This is a genomic window from Pseudomonas sp. FW306-02-D09B, assembly GCF_058782685.1.
Genome location: NZ_JBYSXY010000008.1, coordinates 225599 through 250383 on the forward strand (window position 1 = coordinate 225599; position 24785 = coordinate 250383).

General features: G+C 58.2%; 23 protein-coding genes and 1 rRNA gene. 13 read left to right on the forward strand and 11 right to left on the reverse strand.

The window, feature by feature from the left end:
* Window positions 1-170 precede the first annotated feature (170 nt).
* From AC3WK5_RS16035 to AC3WK5_RS16060, 6 genes are all read right to left on the reverse strand, one after another.
* Window positions 171-638: a GNAT family N-acetyltransferase gene (locus AC3WK5_RS16035; protein WP_103316064.1), complete on the reverse strand. Its 468-nt coding sequence runs from the start codon at window positions 636-638 to the stop codon at window positions 171-173.
* 244 nt (window positions 639-882) lie between these two features.
* Entirely contained in the window at window positions 883-1128 is a 246-nt protein-coding gene (locus AC3WK5_RS16040; protein WP_103316065.1) for a hypothetical protein, read from the reverse strand.
* 78 nt (window positions 1129-1206) lie between these two features.
* On the reverse strand, window positions 1207-1755 hold the full coding sequence (locus AC3WK5_RS16045) for a cupin domain-containing protein (protein ID WP_054598121.1): 549 nt from the start codon (window positions 1753-1755) through the stop codon (window positions 1207-1209).
* Window positions 1756-1960: 205 nt separating this feature from the next.
* Complete coding sequence (locus AC3WK5_RS16050) at window positions 1961-3241, reverse strand: NAD(P)/FAD-dependent oxidoreductase (RefSeq protein ID WP_173859954.1); 1281 nt, start codon at window positions 3239-3241, stop codon at window positions 1961-1963.
* Window positions 3242-3296: 55 nt separating this feature from the next.
* The gene (locus AC3WK5_RS16055) at window positions 3297-4787 is read right to left on the reverse strand and encodes an aldehyde dehydrogenase (protein WP_103320234.1); all 1491 of its coding nucleotides are present in this window, start codon (window positions 4785-4787) and stop codon (window positions 3297-3299) included.
* A 207-nt stretch (window positions 4788-4994) separates the two neighbouring features.
* Window positions 4995-6371, reverse strand: a complete 1377-nt coding sequence (locus AC3WK5_RS16060; protein WP_054598123.1) for a glutamine synthetase family protein — start codon at window positions 6369-6371, stop codon at window positions 4995-4997.
* A 281-nt stretch (window positions 6372-6652) separates the two neighbouring features.
* Between AC3WK5_RS16060 and AC3WK5_RS16065 the strand changes: the two genes are divergently transcribed.
* From AC3WK5_RS16065 to AC3WK5_RS16080, 4 genes are all read left to right on the forward strand, one after another.
* Window positions 6653-7414, forward strand: coding sequence for a gamma-glutamyl-gamma-aminobutyrate hydrolase family protein (locus AC3WK5_RS16065; protein WP_103320237.1), 762 nt, complete (start codon window positions 6653-6655; stop codon window positions 7412-7414).
* Window positions 7415-7748: 334 nt separating this feature from the next.
* A complete protein-coding gene (locus AC3WK5_RS16070; protein WP_054598125.1) occupies window positions 7749-8891 on the forward strand; it encodes an ABC transporter ATP-binding protein in 1143 nt (380 codons plus the stop codon).
* A 29-nt stretch (window positions 8892-8920) separates the two neighbouring features.
* A complete protein-coding gene (locus AC3WK5_RS16075) occupies window positions 8921-9802 on the forward strand; it encodes an ABC transporter permease subunit (protein ID WP_162174759.1) in 882 nt (293 codons plus the stop codon).
* Complete coding sequence (locus tag AC3WK5_RS16080; RefSeq protein WP_103320239.1) at window positions 9799-10698, forward strand: ABC transporter permease subunit; 900 nt, start codon at window positions 9799-9801, stop codon at window positions 10696-10698. Before AC3WK5_RS16075 ends, AC3WK5_RS16080 begins: the two co-directional genes overlap by 4 nt.
* Before the next feature lie 187 nt (window positions 10699-10885).
* Here AC3WK5_RS16080 and AC3WK5_RS16085 read toward each other — a convergent pair whose 3' ends face one another.
* On the reverse strand, window positions 10886-12274 hold the full coding sequence (locus tag AC3WK5_RS16085) for an aminotransferase-like domain-containing protein (protein WP_103320241.1): 1389 nt from the start codon (window positions 12272-12274) through the stop codon (window positions 10886-10888).
* A 352-nt stretch (window positions 12275-12626) separates the two neighbouring features.
* Between AC3WK5_RS16085 and AC3WK5_RS16090 the strand changes: the two genes are divergently transcribed.
* The gene (locus tag AC3WK5_RS16090) at window positions 12627-13832 is read left to right on the forward strand and encodes a benzoate/H(+) symporter BenE family transporter (RefSeq protein WP_103320243.1); all 1206 of its coding nucleotides are present in this window, start codon (window positions 12627-12629) and stop codon (window positions 13830-13832) included.
* A 36-nt stretch (window positions 13833-13868) separates the two neighbouring features.
* On the opposite strand, the gene AC3WK5_RS16095 is transcribed toward AC3WK5_RS16090, so the two are convergent.
* Window positions 13869-14084, reverse strand: coding sequence for a TOBE domain-containing protein (locus AC3WK5_RS16095; RefSeq protein ID WP_054598130.1), 216 nt, complete (start codon window positions 14082-14084; stop codon window positions 13869-13871).
* A gap of 205 nt (window positions 14085-14289) precedes the next feature.
* On the opposite strand from AC3WK5_RS16095, the gene AC3WK5_RS16100 reads away from it, so the two are divergent.
* Window positions 14290-15111 (forward strand): aldo/keto reductase, encoded by an 822-nt coding sequence (locus AC3WK5_RS16100; RefSeq protein ID WP_103320244.1) that lies wholly within the window; start codon window positions 14290-14292, stop codon window positions 15109-15111.
* A 3-nt stretch (window positions 15112-15114) separates the two neighbouring features.
* On the opposite strand, the gene AC3WK5_RS16105 is transcribed toward AC3WK5_RS16100, so the two are convergent.
* A complete protein-coding gene (locus AC3WK5_RS16105; RefSeq protein ID WP_177474956.1) occupies window positions 15115-17478 on the reverse strand; it encodes a DNA polymerase II in 2364 nt (787 codons plus the stop codon).
* Window positions 17479-18081: 603 nt separating this feature from the next.
* Between AC3WK5_RS16105 and AC3WK5_RS16110 the strand changes: the two genes are divergently transcribed.
* The 6 genes from AC3WK5_RS16110 to AC3WK5_RS16135 all read left to right on the forward strand — a co-directional run bounded on the left by AC3WK5_RS16110 (window position 18082) and on the right by AC3WK5_RS16135 (window position 22717).
* Complete coding sequence (locus AC3WK5_RS16110; RefSeq protein ID WP_054598133.1) at window positions 18082-18411, forward strand: hypothetical protein; 330 nt, start codon at window positions 18082-18084, stop codon at window positions 18409-18411.
* A 213-nt stretch (window positions 18412-18624) separates the two neighbouring features.
* On the forward strand, window positions 18625-19065 hold the full coding sequence (locus AC3WK5_RS16115) for a CBS domain-containing protein (RefSeq protein WP_054598134.1): 441 nt from the start codon (window positions 18625-18627) through the stop codon (window positions 19063-19065).
* 202 nt (window positions 19066-19267) lie between these two features.
* Complete coding sequence (locus AC3WK5_RS16120) at window positions 19268-19864, forward strand: paraquat-inducible protein A (RefSeq protein ID WP_103320248.1); 597 nt, start codon at window positions 19268-19270, stop codon at window positions 19862-19864.
* The gene (locus AC3WK5_RS16125) at window positions 19861-20505 is read left to right on the forward strand and encodes a paraquat-inducible protein A (protein ID WP_054598136.1); all 645 of its coding nucleotides are present in this window, start codon (window positions 19861-19863) and stop codon (window positions 20503-20505) included. Before AC3WK5_RS16120 ends, AC3WK5_RS16125 begins: the two co-directional genes overlap by 4 nt.
* Window positions 20486-22141: a PqiB family protein gene (locus AC3WK5_RS16130; protein WP_103320250.1), complete on the forward strand. Its 1656-nt coding sequence runs from the start codon at window positions 20486-20488 to the stop codon at window positions 22139-22141. Before AC3WK5_RS16125 ends, AC3WK5_RS16130 begins: the two co-directional genes overlap by 20 nt.
* 15 nt (window positions 22142-22156) lie before the next feature.
* The gene (locus tag AC3WK5_RS16135) at window positions 22157-22717 is read left to right on the forward strand and encodes a PqiC family protein (RefSeq protein ID WP_103320252.1); all 561 of its coding nucleotides are present in this window, start codon (window positions 22157-22159) and stop codon (window positions 22715-22717) included.
* A gap of 18 nt (window positions 22718-22735) precedes the next feature.
* Here AC3WK5_RS16135 and AC3WK5_RS16140 read toward each other — a convergent pair whose 3' ends face one another.
* Entirely contained in the window at window positions 22736-23785 is a 1050-nt protein-coding gene (locus tag AC3WK5_RS16140) for a hypothetical protein (protein ID WP_054598139.1), read from the reverse strand.
* A gap of 217 nt (window positions 23786-24002) precedes the next feature.
* Here AC3WK5_RS16140 and AC3WK5_RS16145 point away from each other — a divergent pair, with 217 nt between their 5' ends.
* Window positions 24003-24377: a DUF2784 domain-containing protein gene (locus AC3WK5_RS16145; RefSeq protein ID WP_103320254.1), complete on the forward strand. Its 375-nt coding sequence runs from the start codon at window positions 24003-24005 to the stop codon at window positions 24375-24377.
* A gap of 75 nt (window positions 24378-24452) precedes the next feature.
* Here the strand turns inward: AC3WK5_RS16145 and rrf are convergent.
* Window positions 24453-24568, reverse strand: a 5S ribosomal RNA gene (gene rrf, locus AC3WK5_RS16150).
* Between the last annotated feature and the right edge of the window lie 217 nt (window positions 24569-24785).

The window sequence follows — 24785 nt, forward strand, 5'->3', positions numbered from 1 at the left end:
GTGATTAACGGCCGTTTTTTGGCCATTCGCAGATATGCCTTATCTGCGGGCGGCTAAATTCCTACAAGTCGTGAGAGTTTGTCAATCGTGGCCATCAGGAATATTACGTCTTGCACGAGCCCCCGCCCCCCGGGGTCTGTAGCCAGTTAAGCAACTACCCCATGCCTGACCTACAAAAGCTCTTTCACCATCGGTACACAAGCCAACTGAAGCCCGGAAGGTGAATAGTAAATAGCAGGTTCGTCACCCACGAAACCGCAGCGCCGGTAAAAATCAGCCGCGTTCAACGTAGCGTCCAGATTGACTTCTTTCAGCCCCAGATCCCGTGCCAAGCATTCCAGGTGGTTCAGGATTTTCAAACCGATGCCTTGCTGCATAAAACCCGGAAGCACAAAGATCGCGCCGATTTCGCCGCTCTCCAGATCAAGCATTCCCGTCGCCACCGGTTCTCCTTGAACACAGCCCAGATAAAAGTGTTTTTCCATCAGGTCGCTGTACCCGTCCTCGGCTGATCCTGCCGTCCAGGCCAGCATTTGCTCCGCGGTATAGGCGCCGATGCACTGGTGCCGTATCGCTTGAAGGCGAATGTCGAAGGCTGTTTGGGAATCGCTTGGCGTAGCGCGTCTGATCTCGAACATTTCATTCTCCGTTAGCCATCGGTGGACGGAGAACTAAAAAGCCCCGTCCATTTCTGGCGGGGCCTTGGGTAATTACGTCAAATCCTACGAACGCATGACCTCACGGCCCGCCAGAGGCGGTCATGGAGGAGCACATCATGTTCATGCGGCGTGTGTAGGTCATGGGGTGATAGTGTTTTGGATGATCCGGATTGTCAATTGGAGCGAAATGATGACGGGCTTAAACGCATAGCGATGGACTGATCTAAGAACCAAATATCTGGGATCGTGCGGACAGCCATCCAACCCAACAGTCTTCTGCCACTATGTCTGCGTACCCACGCTTTTCTTCCATTTCAATTGCGGAGCTTACCGGGACTGCAATACATGCTGCTTGATCTCTGATCGTAAGTACTTCCGATTCAGTCAACGGAGAGCCTTTTGTTTTTTCGGCATTAGTGAGAAGAGCTACTAATGCTGGAACAAAGACAAGGCAAAGCCGATCGTTCATTTTTTGAATCCAGCGTCAGGTAAAGGTGCAGGTTTTCGCACACTCGGGACCGAAGCAGCCCTCAAGCCGCCTTTCCCATCAGAAGTTCGCCGGGGTGTTGGCACTGATGATCTCCGCCTCATCCGCCCCAATATTCCGAAACCGATGCGGCAGCGTCGTCGGAAAGTAATACCCGTCGCCAGCGTTGAGTACACTAATCTGCCCATCCACGGTCAGCTCAACCGTGCCACGGGTAACGAGCCCACACTCCTCCCCTTCCACATGCACAATCGGCTCTTCGCCAGAACTGGCACCCGGTGCGTATTGCTCGCGCAACAGCCGCATCTGCCGACTCGGCACCGACGCGCCGATCAGCAAAAGACGCAGGCCATCACGGCCTAGGTCGGGCTGCTCGTTAGCGCGGAAGACGTATTTGTGCTCTTGGGGCGGTTGATCGAAGGTGAAGAAGTCCGCCAAAGACATGGGGATGCTTTCGAGGAGCTTTTTCAGGGAGCTGACAGAAGGACTGACTCGATTCTGTTCGATCAGGGAGATGGTGGCATTGGTGACGCCGCTACGCCGGGCCAGCTCGCGCTGGGACAGTTTGTAGCTTTCGCGTACTAATTTGAGTCGAGAACCCGTATCCATGACAGCCTTATGTGAGAACGACTTAAGGGTAATGGGGGTGGGTGACGGGTGGGCGCGGTGGCCGCGTATCACGCCGTTCCCCTGTCCCGGAACCGTGAAAGGCGGCTATTAAATCACGTTTGCTGGTGTTGCTCAGCAGGTTCGATAAACGGCTGATAAAAAAGCCGGCGGCCCCATTTAGCGGTGGCCACCGGCGAGGTGCAACCTAGATACCGAAACGGTCACGCAGCGCGTAATACGCAGCGCCCATGGCGGTGAGCGGGGCCTGGAAGGTGCGGCCGCCGAACATGGGCATGTGCGGCAGGGAAGCGAACGCATCGAAGCGTTCGGCGTCGCCGCGGATCATTTCCGAGATCAGTTTGCCAGCCAGGTGCGAGCAGGTGACGCCGTGGCCGCTGTAGCCCTGCATGTAGTAGGCGTTTTTCTCGATGCGACCGAATTGCGGCATGCGTGACATGGTCAGCAGGAAGTTGCCGGTCCAGCGGTAGTCGATCTTCACGTCCTTCAATTGCGGAAAGGTCTTGAGGATTTTCGGGCGGATCAGTTGCTCGATGTCGTCCGGTTCGCGGGCGCCGTAGACCACGCCGCCGCCGTACAGCAAGCGGTTGTCGGCGGTCAGGCGGTAGTAATCAAGCAGGTAGTTGCAGTCTTCGACGCAGTAGTTATTGCTGATCAGGCTCTTGGCGACTTTGGCCGATAAGGGCTCGGTGACGACGATTTGCGAACCGCAAGGCATACTCTTGCGGGTGACGCGGTTGTCGAGGTCCTGAGGCAAGTAGGCGTTACCGGCGATCAGCAGGTATTTGGCCCGCACCACACCTTTAGCGGTGCGCACGGTGATCGGCTCGCCGTAGGTGATTTCCACCGCTGCTGATTGCTCGTAGATCTTGCCGCCCAGGCCGATGATGGCCGCGGCTTCACCGAGTGCCAGGTTCAGCGGGTGGATGTGGCCGCCCTGCATGTCCAGCAGGCCGCCGACGTAGTTGTCGCAACCGACTTCGCGCTTGATCTCGGCCGCGTCGAGCATTCTCAGGTTCTTGTTGCCGTAGCGCTCCCAGCTGCTTTTCTGCTCGGCCAGGCCTTTGAGCTGCTTCTTGTTCAGCGCTGCGAAAATGCCGCCGGGCTTGTAGTCGCACTTGATGTCGTACTGCTTGATGCGCGAACGGATGATGTCCGCGCCCTCAAAGATCATGCTGCCCAGCACTTCGGCAGTCTTGTCGCCGTAACGCTCTTCGATGACATCGACGTCGCGGCTGTAGGAGTTGACCAGTTGACCGCCGTTGCGACCGCTGGCGCCGTAGCCGACCTTGGCGGCTTCGAGCACGGTGACGCTGTAGCCCGCTTCACTGAGGAACAGGGCCGACGACAAACCGGTGTAGCCCGCGCCGATGACACAGACATCGCACTCGACCAGCTCTTCGAGCACCGGAAAATCGATGGTCTCGTTGCGGGTTGCGGCGTAGTAGCTGTTTACATGTTTTTGCATGATTGAGTTCCCGAACGGTCGCGCGCACGCGCCTGCGACCGCCGTTGTAGAAGTGTTAGAGCTTGATCCAGGTCGCTTTGAGTTCGGTGTATTTATCGAACGCATGCAGCGATTTGTCCCGACCGTTACCCGACTGCTTGAACCCGCCGAACGGCGCGGTCATGTCGCCGCCGTCGTACTGGTTGACCCAGACGCTGCCGGCGCGCAAGCCGCGAGCGAAGGTGTGCGCCTTGCTCAGGTTGCTGGTCCAGACGCCGGCGGCCAGACCGAAGATGCTGTCGTTGGCAATCGCCAGCGCTTCCTCGGCGGTGTCGAAGGTGATCAGCGACAGCACCGGGCCGAAGATCTCTTCCCGGGCGATGGTCATGGCGTTGGTCACACCGTCGAAAATTGCCGGTTCCACGTACAGGCCTCCGGTGTCTTCAAGGGCGCGATTGCCGCCCGCGATCAGTTGGGCGCCCTGCTCTTTGCCGATGCTGATGTAGCGCAGCACGTTGTCCAGTTGGCGCTGATCGACGACCGCGCCGACGGTGGTTTCCGGATCAAGGGCATGCCCCGGTTTCCAGGCTTGCAGTGCTTCCACCAGCAGCGGGATGAACTGCTCGCGAATCGAACGTTCCACCAGCAAACGCGAACCGGCGGTGCAGACTTCACCCTGGTTGAAGGCAATCGCACTGGCCGCAGCTGTAGCTGCCGCGCGCAGATCCGGGGCGTCGGCAAACACCACGTTCGGGCTTTTGCCGCCGGCTTCCAGCCAGACGCGTTTCATGTTGCTCTGCCCGGCGTAGATCAGCAGTTGCTTGGCAATCGCCGTCGAGCCGGTGAAGGCCAGCACGTCGACGTCCATGTGCAGCGCCAGCGCCTTGCCGACGGTGTGACCGAAGCCCGGCAGCACGTTGAACACGCCTTTCGGGATACCGGCGTCGAGCGCCAGTTGAGCGATGCGGATTGCCGTCAGTGGCGACTTTTCCGAAGGCTTGAGGATGAACGAGTTACCCGCCGCGAGGGCCGGTGCGAACTTCCAGCTGGCCATGATCAACGGGAAGTTCCACGGCACGATGGCCGCGACTACGCCCGACGGTTCACGAGTGACCAAGCCCAACTGATCGTGCGGCGTCGCTGCAACTTCGTCGTAGATCTTGTCGATCGCCTCGGCGCTCCAGCGGATCGCGTTGGCGGTCGCTGGAATGTCGATGGCCATGGAGTCGCTGATCGGCTTGCCCATGTCGAGGGTTTCCAGCAGCGCCAGTTCTTCCTGGTTCGCCAGAATCAGATCGGCGAAACGAACCAGGATGCGCTTGCGTTCTGCCGGGGCCAGCTTGGCCCAGACGCCAGACTCAAACGCCCGGCGCGCAACCTGCACCGCCACATTCGCGTCGGCTTCGTCGGTACTGGCGACGTTCGCCAGGAAGCGGCCGTCCACCGGGCTCACGCATTCAAAGGTGTCGCGACTGAGTGCCGAGCAGTAGTGGCCGTCAATGAATGCCCGACCTTCGATTGTTAAGGACTGGAAGCGTTGCTCCCAGTCGCTGCGAGTAATTGCCATTGAAGTGACTCAACGCAGAGGAATAAGTAGTTGTCGGACCAAGGCCTGCCAGTTAAGGATCAGAAAATCACAACCCATGTGGGAGCGGGCTTGCTCGCGAAGAGGCCATCACCTTCAACATTGATGGCGACTGATCCACCGCTTTCGCGAGCAAGCCCGCTCCCACATTTGATGAGTGTTTCACCCTAACGGACGGGGGTTTGGCCGTCAGACCGTGTGCAGATACCAGTTGTACTCAAGGTCCGAGATGGAGTTCTCGAACTCGGCCAGCTCGCTTTCCTTGCACGCCACAAACACGTCGATGTACAGCGGGTCGATGTACCTGGCCATGACTTCGCTGTCGTCCAGTTCGCGAAGTGCATCGCGCAGGTTGTTCGGCAGGCTCTGTTCGTTCTGCTCGTAGCTGTTGCCTTCGACCGGTGGGCCCGGCTCGATTTCGTTGGTCAGGCCATGGTGAATACCGGCCAGCACCGAGGCCATCAGCAGGTACGGGTTGGCGTCAGCGCCGGCCACCCGGTGCTCGATCCGCACGGCGTCTGCAGAACCGGTGGGTACACGGACCGCAACGGTGCGGTTGTCGATGCCCCAGCTTGGCGAGTTCGGCACGTAGAACTGAGCGCCGAAACGACGGTACGAGTTGACGTTCGGGCAGAGAAAGGCCATCTGCGCCGGCAGGGTCTCGAGCACACCGCCAATTGCGTGACGTAGTGCGGCGTTCTGCTCGGGATCCTCGCTGGCAAAGATGTTGTTGCCTTCTTTGTCGAGAATCGAAATGTGCACGTGCAGACCGTTGCCCGCCTGGCCCGGATACGGCTTGGCCATGAAGGTGGTGTCCATTTCATGGTCGTAGGCGATGTTCTTCACCAGACGCTTGAGCAACACCGCGTAATCGCAAGCCTTGATCGGGTCGGAGACGTGGTGCAGGTTCACTTCGAACTGCGCCGGGGCGCTTTCCTTGACGATGGCGTCAGCCGGGATGCCCTGCTCTTTCGCGCCTTCAAGGATGTCTTGCAGGCAGTCGACGTATTCGTCGAGGTCGTCGATCAGGTACACCTGGGTCGACATCGGACGCTTGCCGGAAACCGGTGAGCGTGGCGACTGCGGACGTCCGTTCACGTTGTCCTGGTCGATCAGGTAGAACTCGAGTTCGAACGCGGCGCAGATGGTCAGGCCCATCTCGTCGAACTTGCGCACCACATTGGCCAGCACTTCACGCGGGTCGGCAAAGAACGGCTCGCCTTCGAGTTCGTGCATGGTCATCAACAGTTGCGCGGTGGGGCGCTTCTGCCAAGGCTCGATGCTCAGGGTGCCGGGAATCGGGTAGCAGATTCGGTCGGAGTCGCCGATGTCCAGGCCCAGGCCGGTGCTTTCCACCGTGGAACCATTGATGTCCAGAGCGAACAGTGACGCCGGCAGATTGATGCCTTTTTCGTAAACCTTATGAAGACTGGTGCGCTCGATGCGCTTGCCGCGCACCACACCGTTCATATCCGCAATCAGAAGGTCGACGTACAAAACCTCAGGATATTTCTTAAGGAATGCGTTTGCTTCGTTGAGTTGAACGGCACGCAGAGGGACCGACATGATGCACCTATTAGCTGTTAATTATTATGTTCACCGCACTTTCACGAGCCCAGTCAATCCGAAAGGCAAAGTGAAGTCAATAGCGAACGAAGCGCCTTTAACGTTGAATTTATTGGCCGACTCAGCCACTCACCGGCCTCTTTAGCGCCTAAAACCCGCGCCAGCCCGGATTCCCGACCGTTTTTGCGTTTAGAATTTTTTACATGAGAGTTGTTAATTAAAATCAACGAGGCTAAGCTCCGGAAAAGCTCGTTCAAGTGTGAAACTTCGAGGTGATAAAAATGGCACTCAAGCCATTGATCGGCGTTACTGCGTGCGTCAAACAGATTGGCCTGCACCCCTACCACGTTAGCGGCGACAAGTACTTGCGTGCTGTCAGCGTCGCGGCTCTGGGGCTGCCGGTGGTCATTCCTTCCTTAGGCGAACTAACCGAGATTGATGAGCTGCTCGCGCATCTCGACGGTTTGTTGCTGACCGGCTCGCCATCGAATGTGGAACCCTTCCACTATCATGGCCCCGCCAGCGCACCCGGCACGGATCACGATCCTGCCCGGGACAGCACCACCCTTCCCTTATTGCGTGCAGCGATTGCCGCCGGTGTTCCGGTGCTCGGTATCTGTCGCGGCTTTCAGGAAATGAACGTGGCGTTCGGTGGCAGCTTGCATCAGAAGGTCCACGAATTGCCCGGCATGCTTGATCACCGGGAAGCGGATCATCCGGACCTGGCGGTGCAGTACGCACCGGCTCATGCGGTCAGCGTGCAACCGGGCGGTGTGTTCCAAGCGCTGGAATTGCCGCCGGTGTTCCAGGTCAATTCGATTCACAGCCAAGGCATCGACCGACTTGCTCCCGGCCTGCGCGCCGAAGCCATCGCTCCCGATGGCCTGATCGAAGCGATCTCCGTAGAGCACAGCAAGGCCTTCGCCCTCGGCGTGCAATGGCACCCGGAATGGCAGGTCCTGGCCAACCCTCCCTACTTGAGTATTTTCCAGGCGTTTGGCGACGCATGTCGGCAACGGGCGGCGCTGCGTAATACGCGCTGACTGAACACTCGATTAATCCATTTACTGCCCACGTGAGTCGGGCGGGCGCGCCCTTGCGCATCCGTGACTCACGAAAACGACACACCGCAATAACAACAAGTACGACCAGGCAGCCAGGACGGCGGCGCCGAATTAGCCCGACCGACACGGGTAACCCTTGTAGGAGCCGAGCTTGCTCGCGATGAGGCCCTGACAGTCGACATCAATGCTGACTGGCAGGCCGCCATCGCGAGCAAGCTCGACTCCTACAAGGGCCGTACCCGGTGCGGGTTCGCAATCAACTATTAAGTCAGGCCGTATTGGCCCGACGACTGACACCTGTTGGGAGTTTCACATGGCAAACGCCTCCAGCATTTACAGGAAGGCTCTAGAAGGTAATCAGCAACCGAAAAAGGTTCTGGTGAGAGTCGACCGCGTAACCAAGAAATTTGACGAAACCATTGCCGTAGACGATGTGTCCCTGGACATCCACCAAGGCGAAATCTTCGCCATGCTCGGTGGTTCGGGTTCCGGCAAATCGACACTCCTGCGCATGCTGGCAGGCTTTGAGCGACCGACCGAAGGGCGGATCTACCTCGATGGCGTGGACATCACCGATATGCCGCCGTACGAGCGACCGATCAACATGATGTTCCAGTCCTACGCGCTGTTCCCGCACATGACCGTGGCGCAGAACATTGCCTTCGGTCTGAAGCAGGACCGTCTGCCCGCCAGCGAAATCGAAGCCCGCGTCGAAGAAATGCTCAAGCTGGTGCACATGACCCAGTACGCCAAGCGCAAGCCGCATCAACTCTCCGGTGGTCAGCGTCAGCGTGTGGCACTGGCTCGTTCGCTGGCCAAGCGCCCGAAACTGCTACTGCTCGACGAGCCGATGGGTGCATTGGATAAAAAGCTGCGCTCGCAGATGCAACTCGAGTTGGTGGAAATCATCGAGCGCGTCGGCGTGACCTGCGTGATGGTGACCCACGACCAGGAAGAGGCCATGACCATGGCCCAACGCATCGCGATCATGCACCTGGGCTGGATCGCGCAGATCGGTAGTCCGGTCGATATCTATGAAGCGCCGGTCAGCCGCATGGTCTGCGAATTCATCGGCAACGTGAACGCCTTCGACGGCACCGTTGTAGAAGACCTGGAAGGTCACGCGATCATTCACAGCCCGGACCTGGAACAGAAGATCTACGTCGGTCACGGCGTGAGTACCTCGGTGCAGGACAAGTCGATCACCTACGCCATCCGCCCGGAAAAAATGCTGGTCAGCACCCTCAAACCCGATACCCGTTACAACTGGTCCCAGGGTAAGGTTCACGACATCGCTTACCTCGGCGGGCACTCGGTGTTTTACGTCGAGCTGCCTGGCGGCAAGATCGTGCAGTCGTTCATGGCCAACGCCGAACGCCGTGGCACACGCCCGACGTGGGACGATCAGGTCTACGTCTGGTGGGAAGACGACAGCGGCGTGGTACTGCGCGCATGAACACTCTCACTCAGCAGTTTCAGCGGTTTTTGCCGAGCGGCCGTAAAGTCGTGATCGGTATTCCATTCCTGTGGCTGTGCCTGTTCTTCATGCTGCCGTTTTTCCTGGTGATGAAGATCAGTTTTTCTGAAGCAGCCCTGGCCATTCCACCCTACTCCGAGATCTACAGCTTCGCTGAGCAGAAATTCCAGCTGCTGTTGAACCTCGGCAACTACGCCATGCTCGGCGACGATGAGCTGTACATCTCGGCTTATCTGGGCTCCTTGAAAATGGCCGCCCTCAGCACGGCGATGTGCCTGGTGATCGGTTTCCCGATGGCCTACGCCATTTCCAAGGCCAGCAAGGAAGCGCAGAACGTCTTGCTGCTGCTGATCATGATGCCGACCTGGACCGCCATCCTGATTCGCGTGTATGCGTGGATGGGCATCCTCAGCAACAACGGTTTGCTCAATGCCTTCTTGCTCTGGACCGGGCTGATTTCAGAGCCGATCGAAATCCTCAACACCAACACCGCGGTCTATATCGGAGTGGTGTATGCGTACCTGCCGTTCATGGTGCTGCCGCTGTACGCCAACCTCGTCAAGCATGACGGCAGTCTGCTGGAAGCCGCATCGGACCTGGGTTCAAGCAACTTCAACAACTTCTGGAAAATCACCGTCCCGCTGGCCAGGAACGGCATCATCGCAGGCTGCATGCTGGTGTTCATTCCGGTGGTCGGTGAGTTCGTGATTCCGGAGCTGCTCGGCGGCCCGGAAACCCTGATGATTGGTCGCGTGCTGTGGCAGGAGTTCTTCAACAACCGTGACTGGCCGGTGGCGTCCGCGTTGGCGGTGGTGATGCTGGCGATCCTGATTGTGCCGATCATCCTGTTCAACCGTAGCCAAGCCAAAGAGATGGAGGGACGGGCATGAACCGTTTCGGATTTTCAAGAATGATGCTGGTGCTCGGCCTGCTGTTCATCTACATGCCGATGCTGATCCTGGTGATCTACTCGTTCAACGCCTCGAAACTGGTGACCGTCTGGGGCGGCTGGTCGGTGAAGTGGTACGTCGGCCTGCTGGACAACACTCAACTGATGGGCTCGGTGGTTCGTTCGCTGGAAATTGCCTGCTACACCTCGATTGCGGCGGTTGCGCTGGGGACGCTGGCGGCTTTCGTACTGACCCGAGTCACCCGCTTCAAGGGCCGCACACTGTTCGGCGGCCTGGTCACCGCGCCGCTGGTGATGCCGGAAGTGATCACCGGCCTGTCGTTGTTGCTGCTGTTCGTGGCCATGGCGCAGATGATCGGCTGGCCGCAGGAACGTGGCATCGTCACCATCTGGATCGCCCACACCACGTTCTGCGCCGCCTATGTGGCGGTGGTGGTATCGGCGCGCTTGCGTGAGCTGGACCTGTCCATCGAAGAGGCCGCGATGGACCTCGGTGCCCGGCCATTGAAGGTGTTCTTCCTGATCACCATTCCAATGATCGCGCCGTCGCTGGCAGCAGGCGGCATGATGTCGTTCGCCCTGTCGCTGGACGATCTGGTGCTGGCGAGCTTCGTCTCCGGGCCGGGTTCCACGACCTTGCCGATGGAAGTGTTCTCGGCTGTGCGTCTGGGCGTGAAACCCGAGATCAACGCCGTGGCCAGCCTGATTCTGCTGGCGGTATCGATCGTGACCTTCATGGTCTGGTACTTCAGCCGCAAGGCCGAAGCCACTCGCAAGCGTGCGATCCAGGAAGCCATGGATCAGACCGCCAGCGAATCCTGGAAGCAACCGGCTTCACAACGACCTGCTACCCAACAGATCGGTGCGACGGCTTAACGCCGTCGCGTTTCACCGCGACAGCACTGAATAGATAACGGTGCGCCTTCGGGCGTGTCACGCAATTCCGTTCACGCAGCGCCTTACCACCGCCGCAGTTACACGAACGGCCTCACCTGGCTCCTCGGTTAAGGTGATTTTGGGCGCCCTCGGGCGCCCTTTTTGCTTCCAGGCCGCCCTCGTGATCTCAGTAGTAACGTCGCGGGTCGGAATCGATCAGGCTGGTCAGCTTGGTCAGGGCGAAGCGCAATTCGTCCTGGCTGGTGGGCGACATCAGCACCACCCGCACGCAGCGGGTAATCCCGGAACGTTCGGCCTGAAATTGCGTGCCACTGAGCACCAGCACCCCGTGGGTCCGAGCCAGCATGGTGAACTCGTCGCTGGTCCATGGCTCAGGCAGCGTCAACCAGATGTGGTAGGAATACGGCTGGGTCTTGAGCTCGAAATTGGCAAATATTTCCTGGGCAATCGCTTGCCGCCCGGCGGCTTCGTTGCGCTGGATGCGGATCAGGTTTTTGTCGAGGCCTTCGGTAATCACATTGCTGGCCAATTGCGCGGTCAGCGGCGACGGCATCCAGACGCTGCTGCGCACCATCGAGGTCAGGCGCGAGAGCAATTTGGGCGGGCTATAGAGATAGCCGATGCGTAGCGCCGGCATCACCGATTTCGACAGACTGGTCAGGTACACCGAACGATCCGGCGCAAACGCCGACAACGGCTTGATCGACGGATCGGTGGCAAGGAAGCCGTAGATGTCATCGTCCAGGATGATGAAGTCGAACTCTTCGGCCAGTGCCGCGATTTGTGCTCGGCGTTTTTGCGACATGATCGCCGCCGTCGGGTTCTGGCAGGTCGCGACGCAAACCAGCATCGCTGGCCTCTCGCGCAGGCACAGTTCGCGCAGCGCTTCGGGAATGATCCCTTCATCGTCCATCGGCACGCCACGCAGGCGGCGCTCAAGACCATGAGCCAGGGAAATGATGCCGGGGTAGCAAAGTTCTTCGCAGAGCACCAGGTCACCGGCGTTGGTCAGGGCGCTCATCGCGACCATCAAGCCATGCTGGGCACCGGCGGTGATCACCACTTGCTGCCATTGCGCATCGGGCAACGAATGGCGCAACCACTGCGCACCCGCTTCGCGATGAGCCGGGTGACCGCCGTCCGGCGCGTAATCCAGGGTACGGGCGAAGTCGGTGCTCTTGGCCATGCCCACCAACGCACCGCGCAACCAGTATTCCAGGGTTTCGCTGCTGGGCTTGATGATCGACAGATCGAGTAATTCGGATTGCCCCAGGTTCAGCGACGCGGCGCTGTTGCCGGCTGGCAGTTCCAGTTGCTTTTGATTGAGCACATAAGTGCCCCGCCCCACTTCCCCCTGCACCAGACGACGTCGATGGGCTTCGCTGTAGGCCCGACTGATGGTGCCCGGCGTGACATTCAAGGTGGTGGCCAGCTCCCGCAGGGTCGGCAGACGATCACCTTCGCTCAGCACGCCGCTGCTGATATCGCGCGCCAACGCATCGGCAATCGACAAATACATCGGCTGGCTGAACTCGCTTAGCTGGGGAACCCACATGAATGTTCACTGCCCATCGTAGAAATGATGAATATCCGAGCATATCACATGGAGGTTAGGCAACTAATCAATCGACTCAATCAGTAAATTGAGTCGATTGACTCAACAATTGAATCGGTATGCATCGCAACCTGAAGATATTTTTTAGAGTATTAATATACTTATAAATCAATCAATTAAATAACATTCGACCAAAAAACAGGCACTGATAGCAAGAAAACATCTCATAACAGTCTCACCACCTATTGAATCAACTCAATTTAATCAAATACACTCATCTAGAATCGAATCAATCGACTCAATCCTCCCCACCTGATCACTGCGCGACTCTGCCGCGCCAAATCGAGACATCATGGACACACTCAAAAAGGATCTATCCCTGTCAGCGGTCATTGCGGGCTTCATCGCCGTGATCATTTCCTATGCCGGCCCTTTGATCATCGTGTTTCAGGCAGCCAAGGAAGCCCATCTGCCCAACGACGTGGTGTCTTCGTGGATCTGGGCCATTTCCATCGGCAGCGGCATTACCGGCCTGTTCCTGAGCTGGCGCCTGCGGATTCCGGTAATCACCGCGTGGTCGACGCCGGGTGCGGCATTGCTGGTATCGATGCTGCCCACCGTTACCCTGCCCCAGGCCATCGGTGCCTATGTCGTGGCGTCGGTAATCATCGCCGTGGTCGGTTTGTCCGGTGCGTTCGACAAACTGATGAGTCGCCTGCCCAAAGCCATCGCTGCCGCCATGCTCGCGGGTATTCTGTTTCGCTTCGGCGCAGAGCTGTTCACCTCGATCAAGCTGCAACCGGCGTTGGTGCTGTCGATGATCGCGACCTATCTGATCTTCAAACGCTTTTCGCCACGCTACGCGATTCTCTCGGTGCTGATTATCGGTTGCGCCGTGGCTGCCTCGTTCGGTGAACTCAACAGCAGCTCGATCACCATCGCCGTGGCCCACCCGGTCTTCATCGCCCCCGAGTGGAGCTGGCACGCAATCATCAACATCGGTCTGCCACTGGCTCTGGTGACCCTGACCGGCCAGCATGTCCCCGGCATGGCGGTGTTGCGCACTTCGGGCTACAACACCCCGGCGCACTCGATCATTTCGGTCACCGCGATTGGCTCGATTCTGATGGCCCCGTTCGGCTCCCACGGTTTTAACCTGGCAGCGATTACGGCGGCGATCTGCACCGGCCGCGAAGCCCACGAAGACCGCGACAAACGCTACGTCGCCGGGATTGCCTGCGGGGTGTTCTACATTCTGATGGGCACCTTTGGCGCGACCCTGGCCTCGGTGTTTTCCGCCCTGCCTAAAGAGTTGATTGCCTCCCTCGCCGGCCTGGCCTTGTTCGGTGCAATCAGCGCCGGGTTGACCGGCGCCATGGCGGACGAGAAGCAACGTGAAGCGGCGCTGATCACCTTCCTGGTCACCGCCTCGGGCATGAGTTTCCTCGGTTTGGCCGCCGCCTTCTGGGGTTTGATCTTCGGTCTCGCGGCGCACTTCGTACTGACTTACACCCGGGAAAGCAAAGCCGCCGTCATCGCCGAGGGCAGCCGACCATGACGGCTCTGTGAGAGAACGTGACGCCGGGCTCTCGCGTCAGAGCTTGGCGATCGAGACCTCGGTGGATTTGACGAACGCGATGACCTCGCTGCCCACCACCAACTCGAGATCGCGAATCGAACGCGTGGTAATCACCGAAGTGACAATCCCGGAAGCGGTTTGTACATCGACTTCAGAGACCACCGGCCCTTCCAGGATTTCCTTGACGATGCCTTTGAACTGATTGCGGACGTTGATTGCTTTGATGGTCATGACTAGGCTTCCTGTCGAAATGGCTACATGAGCACGGCTGTGCATGGCCTTAAAATGCACTTGATTGAACAAAGAACAAAGGAATAAATAACTAGATATTTATTCCTTTTAAATATATGCAATGGATGGCGTCAAATGTGCGATAGAACCTCTTGGCTTCGCTGCGGCCCAATTTCTATTCATCAAGTCTCGTCTGGAGGTTGTGATGCGTACGCTTGAACTGGCTGGGGTGCCCGTCCCTGTCATTGGTCAGGGCACCTGGCGCATGGGTGAAGATCCGCAACAACGAACCCGTGAAATCGCTGCATTGCGCACCGGCATCGAGCTGGGAATGACCTTGATCGACACCGCAGAAATGTATGCCGAGGGCGGCGCAGAGGAGGTGGTTGGCAAAGCCATTACCGGTGTTCGCGATCAGGTGTTTCTGGTCAGCAAGGTCTACCCGCACAACGCCAGCCAACGCGGTATTCCTCTGGCCTGCGAACGCAGCTTGCGCCGTTTGGGAACCGACTACATCGATCTGTATTTGCTGCACTGGCGCGGCCAGTTCCCGCTCGCAGAGACCGTCGATGCGTTCGAACGCCTGCGCGACGACGGCAAGATTGGCCGTTGGGGCGTGTCCAATTTCGATCTGGCGGACCTGCATGAACTGGGCCCTGGAACCTGCGCGACCAATCAGGTGCTCTACAACCTTGAGGAGCGCGGCATCGAATTCGACCTGCTGCCCTGGTGCCAGCAACAGCGCATGCCGTTAATGGCATATTGTCCGATTGCCCAGGCCGGGGGCCTCCTGGTCGAGCCGGCACTGAAGCAGATCGCCGCACGCCATAACGTCACTGCGGCCCAGGTGTCACTGGCCTGGATTCTGCGTCAGAACGGCATGATTGCCATCCCCAAAGCGGTACACCCAGAACACGTGCGGTTGAACGCTGCCGCCGGCGAACTGAAGCTCGATGATGAAGATCTTCAGGCATTGGATCGAGCGTTTGGCGCGCCCACTCGCAAACATCCGCTGGCGATGGTCTGAGGCTTAGAACAAGCCCAATTGCCCGCCAATCAGCGTGCTGAAATCATCATCGACAAACGGCAGTATCGCGTCGGCCACCGGCTGCAGCTGGCGGCTGACGTAATGGTCGTAGTCAATCGGCGCGCTGCGGGTTTCCAGCGGTTCGGGTCCCGCCACCGTGATCATGTAACTGATCCAGCCGCCGCGCTGATACTGCAGTGGCCGGCCCAGTCGATCGTTGTATTCGTCGGCCAGGCGTGCGGCCCGCACATGGGGCGGTACGTTGCGTTGATAGTCGTCCAATGGCCGGCGCAGGCGCTTGCGGTAGATCAGCAAGTCATCATGCTCACCGGCCAGCGTCGCCCGGACAAACTCGCGAACGTAATCCTGATAAGGCCGACGGTGAAAGATCCGCAGGTAGAGTTCCTGCTGAAATTGCCGGGCCAGCGGCGACCAGTCGGTGCGCACGGTTTCCAGGCCTTTGTAGACCATTTCGTCAGTGCCGTCGGCGCGCGTCACCAGCCCGGCATAGCGCTTCTTGCTGCCCTCTTCTGCGCCGCGAATGGTCGGCATCAGAAACCGTCGAAAGTGCGTTTCGAATTGCAGTTCGAGCACGCTGTGCAAACCGAACTCCTGCAGCAAATGCTCGCGCCACCATTGGTTGACGAATTCGACCAGAGACCGGCCGATCTGCGCCGCCTCTTCCTGACCATGAGCACGCCGCAGCCAGACGAAAGTCGAGTCGGTGTCGCCATAAATCACCGCGTGCCCTTGCGCCTCGATCAGTTGGCGAGTCCTGAGCATGATCTCGTGCCCGCGCAAGGTGATCGATGACGCCAGGCGTGTATCGAAAAACCGGCAGCCACTGGAACCCAGTACGCCATAGAACGCATTCATGATGATCTTCAAGGCCTGGGAAAGCGGTGCATTGTGCTCGCGCTTGGCAACTTCCCGGCCTTCCGATACACGGGCGACAATCGCTGGCAGGCAGTGCCGCGTCCGCGAGAAACGTGCACCACGGAAACCCGGCACCGACTCGCTGCCGTCGGGGTGGCGCAAGCCCTCCACCAGCCCCACCGGGTCGATCAAAAAGGTCCGGATGATCGACGGGTACAGGCTCTTGTAGTCGAGCACCAACACCGATTCGTACAACCCCGGTTGCGAGTCCATGACAAACCCGCCGGGACTGGCCTGCGGAGGACGCTCGCCGAGGTTCGGCGCGACAAAGCCCTGACGGTGCATCAACGGCATGTAGAGGTGAGTGAACGCGGCAACCGAACCGCCGCTGCGATCGGCCGGTAAACCGGTGACGCTGGCGCGCTCGAGCAAGAAGGTCAGCAGTTCGGTCTTGTGGAATATCCGCGTGACCAGCTCGCAATCCTTGAGGTTGTAGCGCGCCAGCGCGGGCTTGTCCTCGGCGAACATGCGGTTGATTTCGTCCATGCGCTGGTACGGATTGTCGATCGACTTACCTTCGCCGAGCAGCGTCTGCGCGACGTTCTCCAGACTGAACGAGGGGAAACTCCAGGTCGCCGAGCGCAGTGACTCGATGCCATCGATGATCAGTCGGCCTGCCGCTGCGGCAAAGAAGTGATTGTTGCCCGAACCGTGTTCGCGCCACTGCATCTCCTCGCCACCGCGCCCCAGGCGCAACGGCACGGCCAGCCGCCGGGCATGCTCGTGCAGCACGCGCAGGTCGAATTGCACCAGGTTCCAGCCGATGATTGCATCGGGGTCGTGGAGCGCAAACCACTCGTTGAGTTTTTTCAGCAACAGGGTTCGTGAGTCGCAGTACTCAAGCGCAAAATCCACCAACGAGTCATCGCCATTTGGCGCCCCGAGCATGTAGACCTGACGCTGACCACAGCCTTCCAGTGCAATCGAATACAGCTCGCCCTGCTCGGTGGTTTCGATATCCAGCGAAACCAGCTTCAGCCGTGGGCGATAGCCAGGCGCAGGCTTGAGATGAGCGTCGAGCAGTGTGCCGGAGTCGTCCGCCGTTCCCGTGAACGATACCGGCGCGGTGATGAAGCGCTCCATCAGGTAGCGTTCCGGCGGACGAATATCCGCCTCAAACACATCGACACCGGCCCTGCGCAACAGCGTATCGAGGTGCATCAACTGGCGGTGCTGCTGGCAATACAGCCCGAACACCGGCCGATGCTGAAAATCCTGCAACCCCAGCGGGCGAAGCTCGACACCCTGCTCGCCGCGCAACAGCAACTCGGCCTGCTCGCGCTGCTGCTCGGGAATGAACGCCACCGACGGCTGAACCGGCAGCCGGACAAGCCTTGGGCCTTGATCGGTCGCCAACCAGAACTCGACTTGCGTGCCGGCCGGGGTATCGCGCCAATGCCGGGTCAAGACGAAGCCCTGCTGTAAATCCACCACTGCAACCTCGAAGACTATTTCACAGGGTGATTCTACGCGTCATCGGTGCTCACGGCTGCCTTTGCGTTTGCCGCGCAAGTGATTGTAGGACAAGGCTCTAGGCCGACCCTGCGGGCGCCATAGCGTTTTATGTAGTGATTTAAAATATTCACTACAAAACCGTTGACGAGTTGTTTTTCCCCTTGCATGATGCGGACGTCTCCCCGATCGGGAGCATTGGCAAAAGTGTTGTGAAAAAGCTCGACTGACCGCCGAGCTGCTCCCGGATGTGTACTGCCCACAAGGCAGATTGATGAAGCTGACCCAGCATGAGCGTCCAGTACAAGGACGAGAAACGCTGGCGATCAATCCTCAAGATGCTTGTGGCCGAGCTGAATAATGTCGGTAACAACGTCCAGGTAATCGCTGTTTCTCCCCGCTGTGCCGCACGTGCGTAGCAGTTTCTCGGCAAGACTACATGCATCCTGCTCAAGGCCCTGCCGATATTCGGCAGACACCCACTGTCGCCCTGGTTTCGGTACCAGATATCAACTTACCGATGCAGAGAAGTGAATTAGCGAACCAACTAGACAGATCAAACACTGGTCAAGGGGCTTACAAATGAATCTGAACAATCAACCGACTATTGATGAACTGGCTCGGATGTTCGCAGCACACAAAGACAGCCATGACAGCCATATCCTGTGGATTGCCGAGTCTGGCCAGGTGCATATCGACTGCCTGTCGCCCCACGCTCATGAAGATGAGTTCGAAAAGAACAAGCATGACTTGCGTGCCCGATTGAAGATGTACCGTCGCGGCCAGGGTTATGTTGGCAAGAAAGCTGCCGCCGACAAAGACTTTGTCGCGCGTGTTCTTGAGACGCTGAATCAGGCGTGGAAGAGTGCACAGGGTCAGTCCGGTGTGTGCGTGATCGATCGCTACTGCTAAGCGAGCGCGCCACGACGCTGATAGCCCGTCCGGGCTATCAGCGACTGCCAAGAGCGAAACCGCACTGCTGATAGCGCAAACTCCCTTCGATGACGCTTTTAGAACCCCTGAATGCCGCTTTGCCCTCTTGCTCTGTTGGCCTGCGTCTATGATTCTGTATAAGCGTCAACGCGCTTGGCGACGCCTGATAAATACAACACCGGAGAGGCCCTCATGAAGACCGTCGCGCAACTGCTCAAGTTAAAGGCCGAACAGAACCAGCAGGTTCATACCATCAACTCGCATCAGATGGTGCTCGAAGCCCTGATGGTCATGGCCGCAAAAAACGTCGGCGCATTGCCGGTACTCAAAGACGGTCGAATAGTTGGCGTGATCAGTGAGCGCGACTATGCGCGCAAACTGGTGCTCAAAGGTCGCTCTTCGGTCGGCACGCCCGTCAGCGACATTATGAACTCGCCAGTGATCACGGTGGACTCCCATCAATCCGTGCAAACCTGCATGAATATCATGACCGACAAGCACCTGCGCCATTTGCCGGTGGTGGAAAACGGTCAACTGCTGGGTTTGCTGTCCATCGGCGACCTCGTCAAGGAAGCCATTGCCGAGCAGGCCGAGCTGATCCAGCAACTGGAGCAGTACATCCGCGGCGAATAACTTCTCTCGCCCATCAACCCAAACCACTGACTGCGCGCTCTCGGTCCTCAAGAACTCGCAGTTGTTGGTTGTGACAGCCGCAAGCTACCAGCGCTTGCCCCCCCGTCTTGCCTCAGTCTCGTACATTGGATTTGCTCTATCGCGAGGGGCTTCTATATTCATTTAACGGCCTGTAGCTTCCGACTTCCCCTGAGCGCGAACCATGACCAGGACTGATCATTTGATCATCTGTGAACATTGCGATTGCGTGTATGAAAAAGTGGCGCTCGCCAAACATCAAACTGCCCTGTGCACGCGTTGTGGCGGGGTACTTCAGCGCTACAACGGATTGTCAGTGGAGCAACGCCTGGCCTTGAGCCTGACGGCCGCCGTGCTGTGGATTTTTGCCAACTTCTATCCGGTGATGAGCATCAGCCTCAAAGGCCTGAAAAATAGCGCCACTTTATGGGACTCGGTGCTGGCGCTCAGCCAGGGGCCGATCACCTTCATGGCCATGGTCGCGGCCATCGCCATGATCATCGCCCCCATCATTCAACTGCTGTTGCTGGTCTGGGTGTTGAGTTTTGCCCTGGCGGCCAGGCGCTCACCGGCATTCAGGCTGTGCATGCGCTGGCTGGAAACGCTAAGGCCCTGGAGCATGCTTGAGGTTTGCCTACTGGGGGCGCTGGTCTCGGTGTTCAAACTTGCAGGTCTGCTTGATGTGCTACCGGGCATCGGCCTGTTTGCCCTCTCGGTGCTGAGCTTGCTGCTGATCCGGATTGCCGGCCGCGATGTTCGCGACCTGTGGGACACCCTATGAACACAGCACCTGAAGCCCGCGATCTCAACCTTTGCCTGTGCCACAGCTGCGGCAATGCCTGTGACATGACCGACCACCCACACGAGTGCGAGCGCTGTGGTGCCCCCTTGCATGCCCGCAAAGCCAACTCATTGACCCGAACCTGGGCATACCTGCTGGCCTCAATGGTGTTTTACATCCCGGCCAATCTGTTGCCGGTGATGAACACCAGCATGTTGGGCAGCGACTCTGAAAGCACCATCATCGGCGGCGTGCTGGAGTTCTGGGAGCATGGTGCCTGGGACATTGCGCTGATCATTTTCATCGCCAGTATTGCGGTGCCGGGCATCAAGTTCGTGGCCCTCTCGCTGCTGCTGATCACGGTACAACGCGGCAGCCTCTGGGCTCGCAAAGAGCGTTCAAAACTCTACCGTTTTGTCGAGCTGATCGGCTACTGGTCGATGCTCGATGTGATTGTCGTCGCACTGGTAGCGGCGCTGGTGAAGTTCCAGGCGCTGGGCGATATCGAACCCCGCCAGGGGATACTGTTCTTTGGTCTGGTGGTGGTGTTCACCATGCTCTCGGCAATGAGTTTTGACCCGCGCCTGATTTGGGAAAACCGAAAATCCAAGGAGGTCATGGATGGAGTCGCAAGCCGCTGAGGGACAGCCAGTCCCCGGCCATGCCAACATCAAGACCCGTCGCTGGAGTATTTCGCTGGTATGGATCGTGCCGATCGTCGCAGTGCTGGTCGGGGTGTCCCTGGTGGTGCACAACATACTGCAACAGGGGCCAACCATCATTCTCAACTTCAAGACTGGCGAAGGTCTCATCGCCAACAAGACCGAGGTCAAATACCGCAACGTGGTGATCGGCCATGTCTCCGAGGTCGAATTGAGCGATGACCAGAAGAGCGTCAACGCCACGGTGAAACTCGTCAAACAGGCGGAATCCTTCACCCGCGAAGACTCGAAGTTCTGGGTCGTGCGGCCACGCATTGGTGCCGGCGGCGTGTCTGGATTTGACACGTTGCTCTCGGGCGCCTTTGTCGGTGCCGACGCCGGTCGCGCCGATGCCCGCGCCAAAACCTTCATAGGTCTTGAAGCCCCGCTCCCCCTCACCTTTGGTGAACCGGGCAAGCATTTCATGTTGCACACCCAGGATCTCGGCTCACTGGAAATTGGCTCTCCTGTTTACTTCCGCAAAATCCCGGTGGGGCAAGTGGTCGCCTATACCCTGGATTCCGAGGGCAAGGGGGTGGACATCCAGGTCTTCGTCAAGGCGCCGAACGATGTCTACGTCACTGAAAACACTCGTTTCTGGAACGTCAGCGGTATCGCCATCGATGTGGGCGCCAATGGCTTTGCGTTCAAAACCGAGTCACTGTCAGCCTTGCTGGTGGGCGGAATTACCTTTCGTGCTCCAGACTACAGTCCCAACGACCAACCGGCGGCCGAAAACAGAAACTTCGAGCTGTTCGACAATCAACAGACCGCCCTTGCCCCACCCAACGGCAAGGCGCAATTCCTGTCGCTGCGTTTCAATCAGGCATTGCGCGGCTTGAAGGTGGATGCCCCCGTGGAATTCCAGGGACTGGATATCGGCAAGGTGGTCGCGATCAATCTTGACTACGATGAGAAGGCCCACAGTTTCCCCATCAACGTGGGCATCGTGATCTATCCGCAACGTCTGGGCCAGGCCCATATCAAAATGCTGAAGGCCCTGAACTACAACCCCGACGACGAACAGGCGGTTAATCGACTCATGGGCAGCTTTGTCGAAAACGGCCTGCGCGCCCAGGCCCGCAGTGGCAATTTGTTGACCGGACAGCTGTACATTGCACTGGATTTCTTCCCTAAAGCCGAAAAAGTTGCCTTCGACCCCAACGCCCGGCCAATGCGGATACCCACTGTTCCTGCGAGCCTCGAGCAGTTGCAAGAGCAGTTTCAGGCAGTGATCGAAAAGATCAACAAACTGCCGATCGAGCGCATCGCCAATAACCTTGATGACAACCTGACTGAACTGCGCAAAAGCCTTAAACAAGTCAACAGCACGACGCTGCCAAGTGTACAGAACACCTTGCAGGACTTGAGTAAAACCCTGCAATCGGCCAGTTCGACCCTCGCCGAAGGCTCGCCACAACGTGAGCAATTGAGTGGAACCCTGGACGAACTCGGACGCGCATCACGCTCGCTGCGTGAATTGTCAGACTACCTGACTCGTCATCCTGAATCCCTGTTGCGCGGGCGCCCCAAAGGTGCCCCGACACAAGACCTGCAGCCGTCTTCGAGCAACTGACCCAGGAGCAAGCCCATGGCTATTTCGCTGAAAGTTTCGTTGCTCAGCCTGGTGGTGTTGCTCGTCGCATGCCGCAGTGATCCGATTCATTACCATACCCTGATCCCGGCCCAGTTGACCGCAGGCGCGCGTGGCGGCGCAGATATCCAGATTGAGCGGGTCACCGTGCCGCCTCAGGTCGACCGCCCGCAAATCGTCATTCGTCAGGGCAACAGCGGCCTGGCAATTCTGGAAACCGAATGGTGGGGGGCCAGCCTGTCCGACGAGTTGAAAAGTGCCTTGCTCAATCAACTGTCTGGCACGACATCTCAGCGCGATGTCTCGCTGCGGGTCGATGTGCAGCGTTTTGATTCTGTCCCCGGTCAGTACGCACTCGTCGATGTGAAATGGCGCCTGAGGACTTCGGGAGCAGATGCAAACAGCGCACCGCTGACCTGCCGCACAACGTTGCAAACACCGGCGGGATCGACCGTTGATGATCTGGTGGTGGCTCATCAAAATAACGTAAAACGACTGGCCGGCCTGATCAGCAAAATGGCCAGCGCGCCCCTCAATGGATGTCCAACTGTTGAGTAGCAGAGGTAGGCTATTTTCCTACTGAAGAGCCTGACCGCCTTGCAGAGGAGACTCCAGAGGTGCAGGTTCGGGCACGAGCGGCAGGTTTTTGGCGAGACTGCCTTCTATCTGCCCCGAAATGTAGTAGACCCCCGCCATTACCCCATTGGCCTCGTTTTCTATCAACCCAAGCCACGCTTTGTCGAACGCGTCGCCCAGGCTTTTGCGTAGCTGCGCTTCCGTCTCCGGCCGATCATGCTCGTTCGAGACAGCACCAACACTCGCCGACACCACAGAAATTACTGCCCCCGCTACTCGGCCAACTGCCGCGGCAACAGCACCGGCGGCACTGCGCGTGGCAATCTCGGCTTCAAGTTTTTCGCCGGCTCGCTTGGCCACCGACGATATACCGGCGTCCGATAACCCGGCTCCCGCGCCGCTGTTAGCGCTGCGAACCCGTTCGATCAAGGCCTGATAGGCTGGCAGTTTGGTAACCGGTTCAGCATGAGCAATTTGATAGAGCGAAGCGTTGCGTGCGGGCGGAGGTGCCAGCGCAATTGCCGGAATGTCGTTGAGTCGACGGTCGAATTGATCTTGAGGTGCGCTGTAGTGCTGCTGGATCTCCACGAGATGCGCGTCGAGGGTCTGTAAATACAGAGCAATTGCGTCAACCATGATCGCGTTGGGATCGGTGACCTTGGCGACGGGGTCCAGCACGCGTTCATGGTATTGCTCCTGTAGATAGACCGTTAGCCGGTTTACCACTGGATCGACCTCTCCTCCGCTGCTCATCTTGTACCAGCCCACCTTCGCAGACAGCCATTGCTGGGTCCAATAGTTGGTAAACCATGGGATGAAGTCTGTTTCAGTACGCTGGTAGACCAGCTCTCTCCAGCGCTCCATGGCGCTGCGTGTGTAACGCTTGACTACGCCTTTGGAGGCCAACGATGCGGTGTCTATGTCTTGATCAATCTGCTGCCAGGTCGCTTCCGAGATTACAACCGGCGCAGTCGGCTCGGAGGCACGATGTACTGTGGCACATCCTGCCAACACCACTAACAAGACAACGTGCAGGAAACGCAGATTCAAGATCGCAGTCCCCTAGAAATGACACGGCAGCGCTAACCTTTACGCTGTCCGAACGGAACGAGCAGCATTTCCAGCCATGGTATTTTGAGTATAGGTGGCGAGAGACAGGACAAAAAATCACCACGTGAACGTGTGGTTTTGCTGAAGGCGAGCAGCCTTACTTCAACAAAACCGCATATTCGGCGGCTATGGAAAATAATCAGAGGACGGAGTCGTCATGCTTTACCGAATAGCCGCCGACGGGCTGGTACTGTTTCATCTAGTGTTCATTCTGTTCGTGCTTTTCGGAGGCTTGTTGACGCTCAAATGGCGGCACTTGATCTGGTGGCACGTGCCGGCAGCCGTGTGGGGCGTGGTCGTCGAAGTCTTTCAATTGACCTGCCCACTGACCCGTTGGGAAAACCTCTGGCGCCAATCTGCCGGACAGGACGGTTACAGTGACAGTTTCATCGAGCACTATGTGTGGCCGTTGATATACCCGGCGGGACTGACACCGGCGATACAGCTAGGGCTGGGCTGCCTGGTGCTTCTCATCAACGTGATTGTCTATGTGCATCTGGCCAGGCAGTGGAAGCTGGCGCGGGCAACCTAGTCAGGTTGTCCGGGCACTTTCTCGCAGGCAAAACAAAACCCCAACTGCTTTCGCAATTGGGGTTTCGGAATTTAATCTTGACGATGACCTACTCTCACATGGGGAAACCCCACACTACCATCGGCGATGCATCGTTTCACTGCTGAGTTCGGGATGGGATCAGGTGGTTCCAATGCTCTATGGTCGTCAAGAAATTCGGGTACTGAGTCGTGACCTGTTGGTCTCGCTTCAGCAAATTGGGTATGTGATAGATCTCGGTGTTTGTGAGCAGCTCGAACTTTCGGTTCGTTTCGTCTTCACACACCGCAATCTGGCTCTTCTCTCGAAGCATGCAGATTGCTTGGGTGTTATATGGTCAAGCCTCACGGGCAATTAGTATTGGTTAGCTCAACGCCTCACAGCGCTTAC